Here is a 15,697-nt window from a genome sequence, read left to right as displayed (position 1 = left end):
TTATGAAGGTTTTAATGTTTGGGTGGGAATTCCCGCCACATATTTCTGGGGGTCTTGGTACTGCCTGCTATGGACTTGTCAAAGGGTTGGTTCATCATAACCAAGATATCATTTTTGTCGTCCCGAAGCTCTGGGGAGATGAAGAGCCTTTGGCAGATTTTGTCAATGCCAGCGATGTGACGATAGATTATAAAGAAAAAAAATTCAAAAAGATTTGGAAAAACCTCACCTATCTTGAAGTGGGTAGCTTTTTGGTGCCCTATCTTGGTCCAGAAGAATTCAAAAAATATACTGACTATGCCTTGCATGACCGCGTGGATGTAGATGAAAGTGTTTTTAGCAATAAGTTTGAGTTCAGTGGGAAATATGGAAAGGATTTGATGAAGGAGGTTTCCCGATATGCTCTAGTAGCAGCCCAAATCGCCAAATCAAAAGACCATGATGTGATTCATGCACATGACTGGTTGGCATATCCTGCAGGAATAGCAGCAAAGCAAATTAGTGGAAAACCTTTGGTTGCGCACATACATGCTACTGAGTTTGATAGATCTGGAGAGTCAGTCAACAAGCCTGTTTTTGACATTGAATATGCTGGACTTCATGCAGCGGATCATGTGGTAGCTGTTAGTCATTTGACCCGTAATATTGTTATCAATAAGTATGGGGTTCATCCAGATAAGGTAAGTGTGTTGCACAATGCAGTATTGGATGCAAGTATCATAGAATCCAAAGTCAAAAAGAAAGTGCCAGAGAAAATTGTTACTTTCTTGGGAAGAATTACTTTCCAAAAAGGGCCAGAATATTTTGTGGAAGCAGCCAAAAAAGTCATTGATAGGGATCCTAATGTAAGGTTTGTGATGGCAGGGAATGGTGATCTACTCAATAGAATGATTGATCGCGTAGCTGAGCTTGGAATGGGTACTCGGTTTCATTTTACAGGATTTCTAAAAGGTCAAGATGTAGATGATATGTATGCCATGTCTGATGTGTATGTGATGCCATCTGTCTCCGAACCGTTTGGAATAGCACCACTTGAGGCCGTAAGGCACAATACTCCTGTAATTATTTCTAAGCAATCGGGGGTTGCTGAAGTTTTACAAAATGCCGTGAAAATTGATTTTTGGGATGTGGATGCAATGGCTGATGCAGTTTTTGCTCTTTTACACTATCCTAGTATTTCCAAAATGTTTAAAGAATTAGGAAGTGAGGAACTAAAAAACCTCAAGTGGGAGCATGTCGCCGCCAAACTAGTAACTGTTTACGATAAAATAACAAAAGAATAGCCATGAGAACTATCTGTTTTTACTTTCAAGTACACCAACCATTAAGGATCAAGCCTTATCGTTTTTTTGATATTGGAGATGACCATTATTACTGGGATGACTATAGCAATAAGAGCATCATGAGAAAAGTAGCACAAAAGTGTTACCTGCCAATGAATGCGCTGCTTTTGGATTTAATTAATCATTATAACGGGGCTTTCAAAGTTAGTTTTTCAATCTCAGGCGTATGCTTGGATCAGTTTGAAGCTTATGCGCCGGATGTTTTGGAAAGTTTCAAGAAGCTCGTTGCCACAGGGCATGTAGAACTATTGAATGAGACTGATGGACACTCTCTAAGTGCATTAAAAAACAAAGATGAGTTTGTAAGACTAGTGAAAATCCATCAAGAAAAAATCAAAAAGCATTTCAATGGATATGAGCCAAAAATTTTCAGAAACACAGAATTAATATATTCAGATACTATTGGGGCAACTGTAGCAGAACTTGGATATGAAGGCATACTCACCGAAGGTGCAAAGCATATCTTAGGCTGGAAAAGTCCGAATTTTGTTTATAAAAATTCAATCAATCCAGAGTTAAAAGTTCTGTTGAAAAACTTCCAATTGAGTGATGATATAGCCTTTAGATTTAGTAACAAATCGTGGCCAGATTATCCTTTGACCACTGATAAGTTTGTCAAATGGATCAATGCAATACCAAAAGAAGAAGAAACTCTGAATTTATTTATGGATTATGAAACATTCGGAGAGCATCAATGGGCAGATTCAGGGATTTTTGAGTTTATGAGAGCTTTGCCGGAAGCGGTTTTCAGAGGAAGTGATTTTGGGTTTTCTACCACATCAGAAGTTGCAAGAAATGCCAAAATAGTTTCTTCCATTCACGTACCTACTCCGATTTCATGGGCGGATGAAGAGCGGGATTTGACCGCATGGTTGGGTAATGATCTTCAGGATGAAGCGTTTGGGAAGCTATACGAATTGGCTGATAAAGTTAAAGGAATTGATGATGAAGAGATTCAGAGGGATTGGATATACTTACAGACATCGGATCACTTCTACTATATGTGTACCAAGTTTTTCTCAGACGGAGATATCCATGCATATTTTAGCCCTTATGATTCTCCTTATGATGCATTTATCAATTATATGAATGTATTGAGCGATTTTATCTTGAGAGTAGAAAAAAAGGTTAAAGACAATAAATCTTCATAATTCTAAACTGTTTGTGCCAAAACCTTTGGCACAAACAGAATCAACATTTATTTAAATGAGAAAAATATCTTTGATTTGTACCCTTTTCAGCGTCCTTTTGGTTGTGTCATGTAGTTTGCAAATTGAAGATAGGGCAGTTGGGGTTTCTTCCAATAAAAAAAAGGAAGACGTTACCAGATTTGATAGGCCTGAAGCAAGTATTCTGAAAGGAGTCAAAATCCCAGGTGATAAGGCATATTTTTACACTTCAGGGTTGGTAGCTGACCCAATCAATCCAGATGCGGCAGTTGGTAATTATGAACGTTATGGAAATACCTATCAGCAAAGTATCAGCATCTTAGATAAAATTCAGGCTACTTTGAATGAAGGAGGATTTGATCTGAAAGATGTATTTTTTCTAAGAGTTTATCTCGCACCAAACAAAGAAGGTGTAGTTGATTGGGATGCATGGTTCAAGGCTTATGGAGAATATTTCAATAATGAAGATAATCCAAATAAAGTAGCCAGAAGTACGATAGCTGTATATGCTTTGGCAAATCCAGATTTATTGATAGAAATAGAAGCTGTAGCTGCAAAATGAAAAGAATTTCCATCCTTTACTTATTGCTTTTTACTGTATTGCATGCCTCTTGCGATTCAGAGTTAGCCCTCAAGAGATTTGTTTGGGGAATGAATAAAATGATGGGGGAAGGTTTTTTTCCATCTAGCGAAATCTTGGCTCTTGGTGAATTTGAGAGTTCTGAAGTCAATGTCAAAAAAGAAACAGTTAATGGTGAATCCTCTGGACTGATAGAAATTAGGTTATATAATGGAAAATCAGAAGCTTTTGTGAGAAATCAAGAAAGTGTAGCCAGAGAATGTGCAGCGCTTTACGTAGAAGGGTTTTCGAAAGTTTCTGATTACCAAAATATCATCATTTATTTTGTACAAACAGACCCCATGAACATGGAGAATGTCGCAATCAATGAATACCAATTTGAGATAAAGGATTTTCTGGATCCCAATCTATAACAAACACAAATTTCCACCAAACAACAACCTTATGAACTTTAACCAAGAATTTCAACATCCCCCGGTCAACACAAGTGATTGGTTTTTGACAGTATTTATTGCAAGATTGCCATTGATTGGATTTATCATGCTGATCGTGTGGGCACTCGACAAAAATGGAAACCCCAACAAATCCAATTGGGCCAAAGCAAAATTGCTATGGGTAGCAGTTTGGTTTTCGCTTTTTACTTTATTTTTCCTCTTTATTGGTTTTGGAGCTATTTCTGGATTTTTCGAAAATTTCAAAGACTTTCCTATAGAATAATGCAAATCAAGGCGATCTGTACCGATATAGACGGTACACTATTGAACGGGGACAGAGTTCTTTCCCCAAGATTACTTCAGGCGATTTCCAGATTGCCTGAAGACTTTCCAATAATTCTTGCATCCTCTAGAATGCCAGATGCCATGCGGCATTTGCAAAGGGATATGGGCAGATTGGGCGAGCCACTAATTTGTTACAATGGCGGATTTGTCATTCATGATAAACCAAAAGAGGTACTTGATGACGTGTCTATTTCATTGGACCACTGTGAGGCATTGGTGAAAATCGCCAAAGGAACACAAGTTCATGTGAGCCTGTATCAAGCCGAGGATTGGTATGAGCCAGAATTTGACTATTGGGCTCAGCGTGAAGCTAGGAATACAAAAGTTGACCCCACACTCCAACCTTTGGATCAGGTCTTGGCGCTTTGGAGAGGTAGGAACAAAGGTGCCCATAAAGTAATGTGTATGGGGCCGGCAGAAGAGATCGATTTTTTCTTCCAAAATGCGGAGCAACATATGGGGTCTGATCTACACCTTTATCGGTCGAAGGATACCTATATAGAAATTGCACCCAAGTCGATTTCCAAAGCATCAGCCCTAGAATTGCTTCTTGAAAGAAAATATCAAATTAGGATGGATGAAGTGATGGCCTTTGGAGATAACTATAACGACATAGAAATGCTTGAAGCAGTAGGTCTTGGTGTGGCAGTAGGTAATGCCCGCGAAGAAGTCAAAGCAATTTCAGATCGAGTGACTTTAAGCAATAAAGAAGATGGTGTAGCGGTGATGATAGAGGAGATGCTGCTGGGGTAAGTCAGGTTGGGGGATTTCTGCAGCAAATAGATTGGGAAAAACATCATTTTTTAATCTTTTTTGTTACTTTTAACTGGTTTCTGAACTTAAGTTAAAATGTATACCAAGAAAAAGACCGTGTTTTTGGATTTTGTTTTTATTGGAGGTAAATGCTTTTTAATTAGTTTATTTTTAGTCACATTTAATTTGTTTGCATTTCAGAAAGAAGAGGAAACCAATAAAGGTTATATATTTTTTTACGATGCAGGAGATTATGAAAGAGCCTTAGAATTGGCTTTGGATTCTCTTCAAAAGTTTCCTAATGATGAGATCTCAAATGAGAAAGCTCAATTGTTAAATGATCTTGGTGATATCTATTCGCAATTTGGTAATTATCTCAAAGCTTCCGAATATTTAAATTATGCAGTAGAAATGCTTGGGGAATTTCCTGCAGCGGATTTGAATTTATTGGCTTTATGTCACAACAACCTTGCTTTTGCATATGATTGGGCAGGCTATTCCAATCAATGTATTTATCACTATGAAAAAGCCTACGAGCTGTGGTCCAATAACTATTCTGATGATTACTGGAATATGTTGACCATTTTCAATAATCTGCGAGATGCCTTTATCCAGTATGGCGACTTGAAGAGAGGAAGGTTTTATATGGATAAGTTTGCTCAATATGCTGAATATGCAAAAGAAAATCTCATTGATGACAGGTTGGATTTGCTGGAATTTGAGGTTCGCTTTTTGTTTATCCAAGTGACTTTTCTTTCTGCTAGTCTTGAAGAAGCAGCGGCAACGCAGAGATGGAAAGAAATGAAGTTACTTTACCCATCCGTAAAAGAAAGCAAGTTGACAAGATTAGACTCATATTTTTTGGCCTCTTTGGAAAACATCGGTTTCATGTATAAAACTAAAGGCCAATATGACCTTGCCTTATCTTACTATGATGAAATGTCCTCATTTGGCGCAAGAGATTTTTTTGAGATGAAAATGGAGGCAAATAAATCAATTGTATATTATGATGATAAACAATGGCAATCTTCTTTGTTTCACTGTAACAATGCGCTCAAATTTTTTGACAACGTTAAAATTGGTACAAGTGAATTAATTTTAACTGTTATTAAAGCTGAGTTGCTTTTTCGGATAGGGGAAATTGATGAATCAAAAAAAATGGTTTCAGAAATATATAGTATATGGACAGGGAATGTGGTTGAATTTTCAGAAGTAGGGCTCTTGGATATAAATTCTCTTCAAGGTAAAAACAACTTAGGTTATATTGATGTACTGATCAAATCTGCGAATATTATTTATGAGATGGCGCTACTTGAAAATGATGATTCTTTGATTCAGGCAGCCTTTAATTTGTACATCCTTGCTTCAAATACCTTCGGAGTATTTTATCTCAAAGGCGCCTACAATCCAAGTTTAGCTTCCAAACAAGGTCAAATCTCTGAAGGATTGCTGAAAATCCTTACTTCTAAAACAAATGTCAACATTGAGGGGCTGCATACTGGTGTAAATCAGATAGAAAAGAACGAATCCCAACAATATATCAAAGAGTTTTTGAGTAAAAATGTTCAAAATCTAAGTGGTTCATTTGAGTTGATAAACAAGAAGAATGAAATGGTTTTGGCTATTAAGACTTTGGAAGAGTCTGGAATTCATGAAAGTCCAGATTTGATCAGGTATAGATTACTATTGGATAGTATTGATAATCAAATCCAAGAAAAATCTTTGAATGAATTTACAAGCGAATCCCTAAATTTTGAGTTGATTCGTATTCAGGAAATGCTGAAATCCAGCGAGCAAATACTGAAATATTATTTAACGCCTCAGAAAGTTTTTCTTCTAAATATAAATGAAACTACGATTCAGTTGTTTGATCTCGGAAAGAGAGATGATATTCAGAAGGAAGTCTTTGCTTTCAAAGATAAATTATCAGACCCTAGATTAGATTTTGTAAATGAAGCAAAAGTACTTTTCAACAAATTACTCCCGTCAGATTTAGAAATTGGGAGGGGAAAGTTGGTAATCATCCCTCATGCTGAATTGAGTTATATTCCATTTGAAGCTTTGGTGGATTCTGATGGGAAATTCCTTATTGAGACTAATTCGGTAAGTTATGCCTATTCCTTACAGCTTTTTGAATATAGGGCAAAAAAGAAGAGCTCATTCTACAGGAAATTTTTGGCAAGCTATGCTCCTTCTTACGAGGGGAGTAGATATACCAGTATCAAAAACAATAAAAAGGAAGCTTCGCGTGTGAGTAGCATATTTGGTGGAATAGAATTTCTTGATTCTGAAGCTACCAAGAGCTCTTTTATTTCAAATATGACAAAATTCAAAATACATCATCTAGCATTGCATGCCGAGCAAGCGGATTTTTCTTTTGAAAATTCCGCATTAGTTTTTTCGAATGAGGAGAAATTGTTTTTTCATGAACTTTATAACTTGAATTTCCCAGCTGACTTGGTTGTGCTTAGCGCTTGCAATACTGGGGTGGGCAGTCTGGAGCCAGGTATTGGATTGATGGGGCTAGGGAGAGCATTGACTTATGCTGGAGTAGGCGCATCTATATATAGCCTTTGGCCAGTTTCAGACAAAGAGACCAGTATATTAATGGAATATTTCTATACTTATCTCAAACATGGACATTCTAAAGATGAAGCACTCAGGATGGCCAAGAATGATTTCATTAATAAAAACTCCCTTAAAATGCATCCCTATTTTTGGGCCGGATTTGTCCTAAACGGTGACACTTCCGAAGTGATGAATACACCAATCGGCTACAATTATTATTTGGTGATTTTTTTAATGGTGATTTTGATAGTTGCGTTTTTTTGGCTTTACAGAAGGTGGAAGTTAAGAAATCTCCATAAGTAATTGTTTGGCCCTGCCAGCAAGGATGTGCTCAGAGTTTGCTACTTTTTCCAATTTAACCCTCGCTCGTTCAACTTTATTTTTTTGTAAAAGAAGTAGTGCCAGATAATAATCTCTTGGGTTTTGGTAAATGCTTGGGATATTGTCTCCAATACTATCAAGAAGATTGTATGCGACAGTATACTCGTTGAGTTCCAATGCTGCCATGGCTGCGTAAAATTTGCTTACCAGACTTCCAGATTCTTCAAAGTCTGCTAATAAAAGATTTTTGGCAATCTGGTATTCTTCATTTTCGTAGGCAAGATAAGCCTCTGACAAATTATTGTCTGTATTTCCACCTCGTATTGATGGCATTTCCAAGTTTGGAAAAGTCTCGTAATAAGTTACATAAAAGTCACTTTTTTGTGAGTTTTGATTCAATAGCCAATATCCCGTCAATGTCAGTGACAGAAGTGTCACGATAGCTGCCGCTACTTTCCAAATCTCAAATCTTGGTTTTCTGACTTCAAGAGATTTTTTTTGTAAAATCTCCTTGAGTCTTTTTCTCTCGTTCAAGGTAACTGCAATTTTTATTTGATACCTAAACTCAAGTTCTGACTTCAATTCAGGCTCCTCAGCAAGTCTATTTTCAAAATCATGCTTTTCTCCTTCACTGAGCTTATTGTTCAAGTATTTTTCAAATAGCTCTTCCATATTATTTCTCATAGACCTCAAATTTTTTCTTTAGATGTTGGATACATCTGGATTTTTGGCTTTTCAGTGTTTCTTTGTTTGGATATCCAAGTAGATTGACTATTTCTTCTGCCGATTTTTCTTCGAAATAGCTCATCCTGATTATCTCCTGACATTTCTCCCCCAACTGACCTAGGTAAGTTTGTAGTTTGATAAGCATAGTATTGGTTTGTTCAGACTCCAAATTATCCCACTCCAACTCATCTGGCAATTCTGCGAATAGCAATGAGTCTTTTTTATTGCCAGCCAACTTTTTGTAGACCATGTATTTTCCAATTGCAAAAAGATAAGTCTTGATGCTGCTCTTGATGTCCTTGAGTTTTCCTTTGACAGCATTCTCAAATAATGCCAATACAGCATCCTGATAGATATCCTCAGCAAGATTCCTATCCAACTTATACTTTTTTAGAAAATCTAAAAAAGGATCACGATAGTCAACATACACTTCCTCGAGTGCAGATTGATCACCATTTTGTAACCTGTCCAATAATTCTTTCACATCTACTCCTTTAGTGTAAGGAATTTGTCTTGGTAAACCCTCAATTTTTTTTTTTTTGTTGGGTTTACCAAATGTTGGTTTTTGCACTAAGTATAAAATTAAAAATCACCAAAACCATACGAGAGATGAAAAAAATTTTAATAATTCTTATTCTTCTTGCTTTTCATGAAGAATTGGCGGCTCAAAACAATGTAGGGCAGCGTGTCATTCAGCGTAGCAAAGACCAAACTACTCAACGCGCTGAATCAAAATCTGAGCAGGGTGTAGATAAGGCACTCAATAAAATAGAAGAAGGAATTGGAAGTATTTTCAGAAAGAGAGATAAAAAGAACAGCCGTCAGGAAACTCAAGCTGATGAGGATTATGAAGTAAGTTCTTCAGAAAATTCACAGCAGCAGCAGCAAGTAGAGCTTCCGGTTCGTGGGAATCAACAAAGAAATATAAATTCCAAGTTTGATTTTGTATCAGGAGAAAAAGTAATTGCCTATGAAAATTTTGAAAATGTTGCCATGGGAGATTTCCCTGTTGATTGGAATACTGATTCCGGGGGAGAAATTGTGAGGTTTGAAGGTAGTGATATGAATTGGCTACTTCCGGCCAAGTCTGGTGTGTTTGTTCCTGATTTTATCAATAAGTTACCTGTAAATTTCACTTTGGAATTTAGCATCACAGTGAGCGAAGATTTTTCTAACAGCATGGGTGGAATGAAGACGATATTCGTCGAAACAATGCCTGATAGAATGGCTTATGATATACATTGGAGTGCCGAAACACAGGTTTTGGTAGATATCCACCCTCTTCCAGAGGGGATTCAATACTCTTATTTTGCAAAAAGTAAAACAGGTACTGAGCTTAGAAACCAAGGAGGTAAATCAGGGGATTATCTGGCCGAATATCGCGTCTCGATGTGGAGACAAGGTCCGAGGTTAAGGGTATACATAGATGATGAAAAAATATACGATCTTCCTAGGGCATTTTCTGATGGTGTTGATTATTCTTTGCTATTTGGAACTAATTATTGGTCTGGAGATCTATTTTTTGCCGATCTCAAGATTGCTGCTGGAGAACCTGATACAAGAAGTAAGCTCATCACTGAGGGTAAGTTTGTTACCAATAGTATCACGTTTGATGTCAATTCTGATGTGCTGAAGAATTCATCCTATGGGGTATTGAAGGAGATTGCAGAGACGCTTCAGCAAAATGCAGGTGTCAATGTGCAGATCATAGGCCATACGGATAGTGACGGCTCGGAAAGCCTAAATTTAGATTTATCAAAGAGGAGGGCTGCTGCTGTGAAGACTGCACTTGTCAATGACTTTGGGATAGCGGCTTCAAGACTCGAAACCGACGGAAAGGGTCAGTCTGAGCCTGTAGCTCCAAATAATACTTCCGCAGGAAAAGCACAAAATAGAAGAGTAGAGTTCATCAAGCTATAATTAAAAAATCATGAAAAAGACACTGATATTGCTGATTCTGACCCTAGGCTGGTTGGGATCACAGGAATCCTATGCTCAAATTTGGGCGGGCACGCACAATTCAACCTATGGAGAGCTTAGACTGATAGAAGAATCATGGCCTAATGGGAAGTTCGTAGTCTATGGCGATTACAAAGGTGATGGGACTGTTGTCGGCGAAATGGACAACGGAGGAAGAGAATACCGAGGAGATTTCCATAATGGCAGTTGGAAAGGGAAGTTCTTCTTTGATAGATCATTTGTTTTAATGGGGTCCAGGCAATCTGAAAACTTTTCCTTCAAAGGTTTTTTTGGTACCAATACAGATAATAGAAATAGCACAAGACCTCAGGATAAATGGGATGGAAACCGGGTGAATATTCAGACACTGGGAAGAATTCGTACTGCTGTTTGGTCTGGAAGATGGAATACTAATTTTGATCCGATATTTTTAGAGCAAATTGGCAATGAAGTCACGGGCACTTATGGAAATGGTAATAGAATAGAGGGTACCTATAATCCTTCTGATAGAAAGCTACGTGGTAAATTTGTCCAAGGAGGAAGAGTAGGTTCTTTTGAATTTACTATCACAGGAAATGATTTTACAGGCATTTGGGGTTGGGGAGCAATGCTGAATGAAGGATCGTGGAATGGAACAAAATTTACCAAATCCAATGTGAATATGCCTGCATTGGCGAGCTCTTCTCCTTCATTGGCAGGAAGATACAGAGTCAGAATTCAGGGTATATATACTGACATCAAGTCGGGGGTTTTTTATCCCAATGTGGATATTTTTGGTCAAGCCGATGTGCAAATGTTTTCAAAGCCAAACAATGGTTCAAGAGTGGAGATCCGAGCCAGAAATAATCAAAGTAAAAGAATCTGGAGTCTTAGCAATTCAAACCTGCTTAGGATCAATCAAAGCTCTCCTCTGAAGTCTCTTCAGAATGGACCTATGTATGCAGGTAGACATGCTATAAACCGTACGATCGAATTTGATGTAAGCAACAATCTTGGCAATGAAAACCTCCAAATAATCATTTCAGGGTTTATAATGGAAAAGCAGACATTAAGCACTGTTGCCTACAAGCCAACTAATCTAGAGGTTTTCATCAAAGACCTAGTTCCAAATAGAACTTACTTTTTTACCCACGATAGAGATGGGGATAAGGTTTATATCACCTTTACAATTGAAAAACTATGAGACTAATTATATATAGTTCCTTAGCATTTATTCTCTTGGCTGCCGAAAACTGCGCTGGGGATAAGGTGTCCTCAGAGGCAATAGTCGCTTCCGAAAAAATTGCCGAAACGACGGCAAAACTGGGGATCCAAAATGTGGAAAAATTTAATGGAAGATTGGATGAGTTGTTGACATTGGAGATGGCTTCAAAATGTACTGGCTATGAAGCTAGCGAAGCAACGAAAAATTACAGCCAAGTATTGGAAGATCCAAAAACCCACTATGTATCCTATAGTTGGGAAAAGGGGAGAATGCATGTCACAGATCTAGGGTTCACTAAGATAGAAACAGATAAACCGGATGTGGTACAGCTAAGCTGGCTCACTACGATGACTTTGGAGAATTTCACAAATTTGTATCGTGAAATCACAGATGAGGATATTTCCAACGCCCGAAAAGCCTTGGATGAACGCATCAACAAAGGAGATTTAGATCCCGAAGCTGCCAAACTTGCCAAAGAAATGGCGGAAGGTTTCATGGCGGGGAAGAATAGCAGGGAATGGGTAGAGGGAGTAGGAGAAAAAGCAGTTTGGATGGAAGATGACAAAAGCCTCAAAGTTCTATATAATGGCCTATCCTTCTCAATCTTAGCAGATATCAGCGATGAGCAAAGTGAAAATAGGCAAACAGCTATCGATATTGCCAAGATGATTGTCAAAGATAAACTTTAACTCCAATGAAAAGTGCAATCCTTACTCTAATCTTGGTATATATCATTGGCATGAATGGATTATGTGGGCAAAACCTAGAGTTTATCAACATCAAATCAGATGGGATCTATCCAAAATTCGTGCTTATAGAAGGTAAGACTATCCTATCTGTACAAGGATCCAATGCGATATCTGAACATATTTGGAGTCAGGTTCCTGTGAATTTTGATAACTCGGATGGAAGATCTAGGTATAAAATGGTTGTTTCACAAAATATGGGTAAAGCTACAATTGCTTACGAGATCTTCTGGATGCATATCAAGTCCGCTGATAGATATACAGCTCATATCAAATCCACTACGGATTACAATAATGGAAGTAAACCAGTAGAAAGGAAGGAGTCATTTAAAGGAAGAATATTATGAACTTAAATAAGATTTCAACAACTACTTTGGGAATATTGTGGTGTAGCCTCTTGCTGGCTACATCTTCCTATGCCCAACAAAGAAAAGTAATCAGGGCAACACTAGATGCTTCTGAAAAAATGGTACAGACAAGTCTGGGAAATTCCGAAAAAAGTGATTCCGATAGTGGAGACTGTGATGACGATCAATTGTCAGGGAAATTCCAGGACAATGAATTATTGAGGATTTTCAGTTTTCCTTGTCATTTTCAAGGGGCTGTGGGTAATGACAGCTCCGAAGGGTCTGGTTTAGGAACTCCTTCGAAACCAGTGTCTTCAAACAATCCTGGTGAAAATGTAAAATCAAAAACACCAAAAGATTACGACTTGCCTCCTCCTTCAATTATGCAGTTTGATAAGAAAATAAGCTACTTGATCTATATGGCGCCGAGTGAACTTGCAAGAAGCTACTTTTATCATAGCACAGATGATGGCTTGTCAATCAAAGATAATAAAGCTTTGGAAATGATGAGTAAAGAAAAAATGGATGGTCAAATACACCAGGTTTTTGATCCTCATAATGAAAGATTCGCTGCCTACATCAAGAATCGGGAAGGGGCATTTTATACTATTATGAATATGGGCGGGGATGATGATGGGAAAGCGGATTTTGATGGACGAAATTTCTTTGAATTCGCTAAAAAATCTGGACGAAAAACGAAGGTTGATTTTTTGGGTTTGGAATGTGAAGAATATGTGGTTTTTCTGGAAGGAAAAAAAGTAGGGATCTGGCTGGCCAAATCACCGGATGTGAAATTTGCAGGTGAAAGTCCAAAACAGGTCCTTGGCTATTCAGGGCTTGGCTACGTGTATGATGGCAAGGGAAATACATACCTGATTGTTGGGATGAGAAATTCCAACTCTTTGATCTTGATGACAGGTTATGAAAACATCAACTTTTCCTTCGACTCCAGAGGCTACAAGGGTTTCAATACTTACCTTACAGAGCAGTTGGGAGGAAATCCATTTGCCAATGGTGATCCAAGCGGCTACAATACGATGGTCGAAAAACAGAATAGTGAAAATTGGTCACAGTTTATGGAAAGCAATGAAATCCTTTCACTGGGACAAGGATATGATAGTCCTGATTTTACCATTGAGGTTTATGATATGATGATTGCAACTATGGAGAATCACATATTGGGTGCAAATACAGCCCTCAGTGAACTCCGTAATAGTAGTGGGGAGGAGGCTTCACGAAGAAGAGCCGAGGCTCAATGTAATTTAAATTGCTACACCAAGAAAAAATCGGAAATCGAAAACTTGAAAAAGCAGGTCTTGGCAATTCAAAAAAACAGCAGGATATCCTATGATGAAAAACAAGATCGCTTAGATGAGGTTTATGAAAAATTCGGGGAAACCCAATCTAGACCATGTGATTGTTGGAATTGATTCTTTTTTGCTTTAACAGTGAAAAATATCTTCCTCTTTGAAAAGACCAAGGTTTTTTCAAAGAGGAAGTATCTATTATTCAAATTTGAAATCTGAATCTTTTTTCAATGTAATGATAACTACTCCATTTGAACCTCGTGCACCATATTGAAATGTAGCCGTAGCATCTTTTAATACTGTGATGCTTTCAATATCAGTTGGATTCATATCATTCATGTCCTTCACCTCGGTTTCTTTGCCGTCCTTTTTGACAATAAAAAGTGGTTTATTTTCTCCCGATAGGTTACTCGTTCCTCTTAGGACAACACTTGCTTTTTTCTCACCATCTAAAGTAGTGGCTGAAGTTGATCCTTTTGTACTAAAGACAGAAACCACGTTTGGTGAAGAAGTTCCTTGAACCCTTTCGCTTGTTGTCCAATTAAATGTAGTATTTTTTCCTAGTTGCGATAACTCCGTTGTTTGCTTTTCATTCAGTTCATTTCTTATTGCCAAAAGATTAGTAAACTGCTTCTTTTTGAGTTGGTTTTCCAAATTAAGGACCTTGTCCATCTGCTTCTGAGCTGCTTCAGTATTTATTTTTGGTTCTTGAAGCATTTTCTTGAGCTTTTCATTCTCTGCATCTAAGTCCCATCTCAGTGTACTGAATTCACCGGCATTCTTTCCGTGGATGGCTTTGATTTTATCAGCTTGTTGGTCTGTCAAGGATATTTTGTCCCTGTTTTTCATGATCAATTCAGCAGGAAAAAGTGAGCCTTGAAATAAATCCTGACCTTGTACAAAACCTGTCAGGAGTAGTAGATAAATTGTGAGTAATTGTTTCATAATGTGATAATTGGTTTAGAATTCATTAAGTAATGATGCCGTGGGGGATTCCCAGACATCCATGGAGGATGCTTGCTCTATGACAAATCTTTGTTCATTGTCTTCCCCTTCTATCAGTGAAATGATGATCAAGTCCTGATAAAGTGGTGTTTCTTCTTTCGTTTGATTCCAAACAAAAATCCCCAATAGTAGTGATGCTGCAATGCCAATTGGTATCAGTTTCCGGAAATTGGAAGATGGTTTTTTTGGATATTCGGGTATGGTTAACTTATTATTCTCATTTCTTAGCTCAGAAAAAAACATTTCGAGCTCCTTGTCATTCATATCATCTTGTAGCTTCATAGACTTGTTTTTTTAGGATAAGTTCCTTGAGTTTTTTCTTTCCTCTGTCATAGTGTGTCCGTGCTGTACCCAAGCTCACTTCCATTATGTCAGCTGCTTTTTCCAAGGTCAGTTGATGGTAAAAGACCAACAGCAGAATCTCTTTTTGTCGCTCAGGAAGTAATTGGATCAATTCCTCGTGCGATGCTGCCTCAGGTATTTTTTCTTCTTCCACCAAATCATAATCTTCATGGAGAGGGACCAATTTCTTGTTTTTTTTCAACCATTCGATTGCTGTAAACCTAATTACCGAAAACAGCCAGGTCTTGACTTTTGATTCGGCATTGTATTTGGCTTTTTCTTCCCATATTTTGAGGTATACATGTTGAAGCACATCTTTTGCTAGTTCATCATCAAAACCACAGCACTGCCGAGACCAGAGATAGGCCTCACGATGCAGTTCTTTGATGATTTGATCTAGTAGCTTTTGCTTCATACTTATGTCTTAGTGTCTAAAAATAGAGAATATATGACAAGTATTAGAAAAATTATCCAAACGGCAAGCTACATATTTTATCTAATGCGATCTGAATTAGGTAAACATGAAACCACCTCTGTTTCATGTTTTT

Annotated in this window: 17 protein-coding genes; 12 read left to right on the top strand and 5 right to left on the bottom strand. The window is 37.7% G+C overall.

The features are described from left to right. The first annotated feature begins 2 nt into the window (after positions 1-2). The 7 genes from MM213_RS08515 (at position 3) to MM213_RS08485 (ending at position 7,495) form a co-directional block, all read left to right on the top strand. On the top strand, positions 3-1,283 hold the full coding sequence (locus MM213_RS08515) for a glycosyltransferase family 4 protein (RefSeq protein ID WP_241411355.1): 1,281 nt from the start codon (positions 3-5) through the stop codon (positions 1,281-1,283). 2 nt (positions 1,284-1,285) lie between these two features. Continuing rightward, a complete protein-coding gene (locus MM213_RS08510; RefSeq protein WP_241411353.1) occupies positions 1,286-2,494 on the top strand; it encodes a glycoside hydrolase family 57 protein in 1,209 nt (402 codons plus the stop codon). A 55-nt stretch (positions 2,495-2,549) separates the two neighbouring features. Beyond that, positions 2,550-3,074: a RidA family protein gene (locus MM213_RS08505; protein ID WP_241411351.1), complete on the top strand. Its 525-nt coding sequence runs from the start codon at positions 2,550-2,552 to the stop codon at positions 3,072-3,074. Next, entirely contained in the window at positions 3,071-3,505 is a 435-nt protein-coding gene (locus MM213_RS08500) for a hypothetical protein (RefSeq protein WP_241411349.1), read from the top strand. The genes MM213_RS08505 and MM213_RS08500 overlap by 4 nt, the downstream gene beginning before the upstream one ends. Before the next feature lie 31 nt (positions 3,506-3,536). Next, positions 3,537-3,809 carry a hypothetical protein gene (locus tag MM213_RS08495; RefSeq protein ID WP_241411347.1) on the top strand — a complete coding sequence of 91 codons (273 nt, stop codon included), beginning with the start codon at positions 3,537-3,539 and terminating at the stop codon, positions 3,807-3,809. Then, positions 3,809-4,624 carry a Cof-type HAD-IIB family hydrolase gene (locus MM213_RS08490; protein ID WP_241411345.1) on the top strand — a complete coding sequence of 272 codons (816 nt, stop codon included), beginning with the start codon at positions 3,809-3,811 and terminating at the stop codon, positions 4,622-4,624. Before MM213_RS08495 ends, MM213_RS08490 begins: the two co-directional genes overlap by 1 nt. A gap of 96 nt (positions 4,625-4,720) precedes the next feature. Next, positions 4,721-7,495, top strand: coding sequence for a CHAT domain-containing protein (locus MM213_RS08485; RefSeq protein ID WP_241411343.1), 2,775 nt, complete (start codon positions 4,721-4,723; stop codon positions 7,493-7,495). Here the strand turns inward: MM213_RS08485 and MM213_RS08480 are convergent. Continuing rightward, the gene (locus MM213_RS08480) at positions 7,475-8,197 is read right to left on the bottom strand and encodes a hypothetical protein (protein ID WP_241411341.1); all 723 of its coding nucleotides are present in this window, start codon (positions 8,195-8,197) and stop codon (positions 7,475-7,477) included. The genes MM213_RS08485 and MM213_RS08480 overlap by 21 nt on opposite strands. After that, entirely contained in the window at positions 8,187-8,723 is a 537-nt protein-coding gene (locus tag MM213_RS08475) for an RNA polymerase sigma factor (RefSeq protein ID WP_241411339.1), read from the bottom strand. Before MM213_RS08475 ends, MM213_RS08480 begins: the two co-directional genes overlap by 11 nt. A gap of 125 nt (positions 8,724-8,848) precedes the next feature. Here MM213_RS08475 and MM213_RS08470 point away from each other — a divergent pair, with 125 nt between their 5' ends. From MM213_RS08470 to MM213_RS08450, 5 genes are read left to right on the top strand one after another with little or no spacing between them, the layout of a single operon-like run. Further along, on the top strand, positions 8,849-10,159 hold the full coding sequence (locus MM213_RS08470) for an OmpA family protein (protein ID WP_241411337.1): 1,311 nt from the start codon (positions 8,849-8,851) through the stop codon (positions 10,157-10,159). 10 nt (positions 10,160-10,169) lie between these two features. After that, positions 10,170-11,381 (top strand): hypothetical protein, encoded by a 1,212-nt coding sequence (locus MM213_RS08465; RefSeq protein WP_241411335.1) that lies wholly within the window; start codon positions 10,170-10,172, stop codon positions 11,379-11,381. Next, entirely contained in the window at positions 11,378-12,091 is a 714-nt protein-coding gene (locus tag MM213_RS08460) for a hypothetical protein (RefSeq protein ID WP_241411333.1), read from the top strand. Before MM213_RS08465 ends, MM213_RS08460 begins: the two co-directional genes overlap by 4 nt. 5 nt (positions 12,092-12,096) lie before the next feature. Beyond that, entirely contained in the window at positions 12,097-12,495 is a 399-nt protein-coding gene (locus MM213_RS08455) for a hypothetical protein (protein ID WP_241411331.1), read from the top strand. After that, positions 12,492-13,925, top strand: a complete 1,434-nt coding sequence (locus tag MM213_RS08450) for a hypothetical protein (RefSeq protein ID WP_241411329.1) — start codon at positions 12,492-12,494, stop codon at positions 13,923-13,925. Before MM213_RS08455 ends, MM213_RS08450 begins: the two co-directional genes overlap by 4 nt. Positions 13,926-14,000: 75 nt before the next feature. Here the strand turns inward: MM213_RS08450 and MM213_RS08445 are convergent, their stop codons facing one another. From MM213_RS08445 to MM213_RS08435, 3 genes are read right to left on the bottom strand one after another with little or no spacing between them, the layout of a single operon-like run. Continuing rightward, a complete protein-coding gene (locus MM213_RS08445; RefSeq protein ID WP_241411327.1) occupies positions 14,001-14,747 on the bottom strand; it encodes a Spy/CpxP family protein refolding chaperone in 747 nt (248 codons plus the stop codon). A gap of 15 nt (positions 14,748-14,762) precedes the next feature. Then, positions 14,763-15,089 (bottom strand): hypothetical protein, encoded by a 327-nt coding sequence (locus tag MM213_RS08440; protein ID WP_241411325.1) that lies wholly within the window; start codon positions 15,087-15,089, stop codon positions 14,763-14,765. Then, positions 15,073-15,564 (bottom strand): RNA polymerase sigma factor, encoded by a 492-nt coding sequence (locus MM213_RS08435; protein ID WP_241411323.1) that lies wholly within the window; start codon positions 15,562-15,564, stop codon positions 15,073-15,075. The genes MM213_RS08440 and MM213_RS08435 overlap by 17 nt, the downstream gene beginning before the upstream one ends. Between the last annotated feature and the right edge of the window lie 133 nt (positions 15,565-15,697).

Origin of the sequence: Belliella alkalica (assembly GCF_022549785.1) — a bacterium.
Taxonomy (GTDB): Bacteria; Bacteroidota; Bacteroidia; order Cytophagales; family Cyclobacteriaceae; genus Belliella; species Belliella alkalica.
The sequence above is the reverse complement of the archived record's forward strand: the minus strand, read 5'-3'. Positions and strand labels throughout refer to the sequence as shown.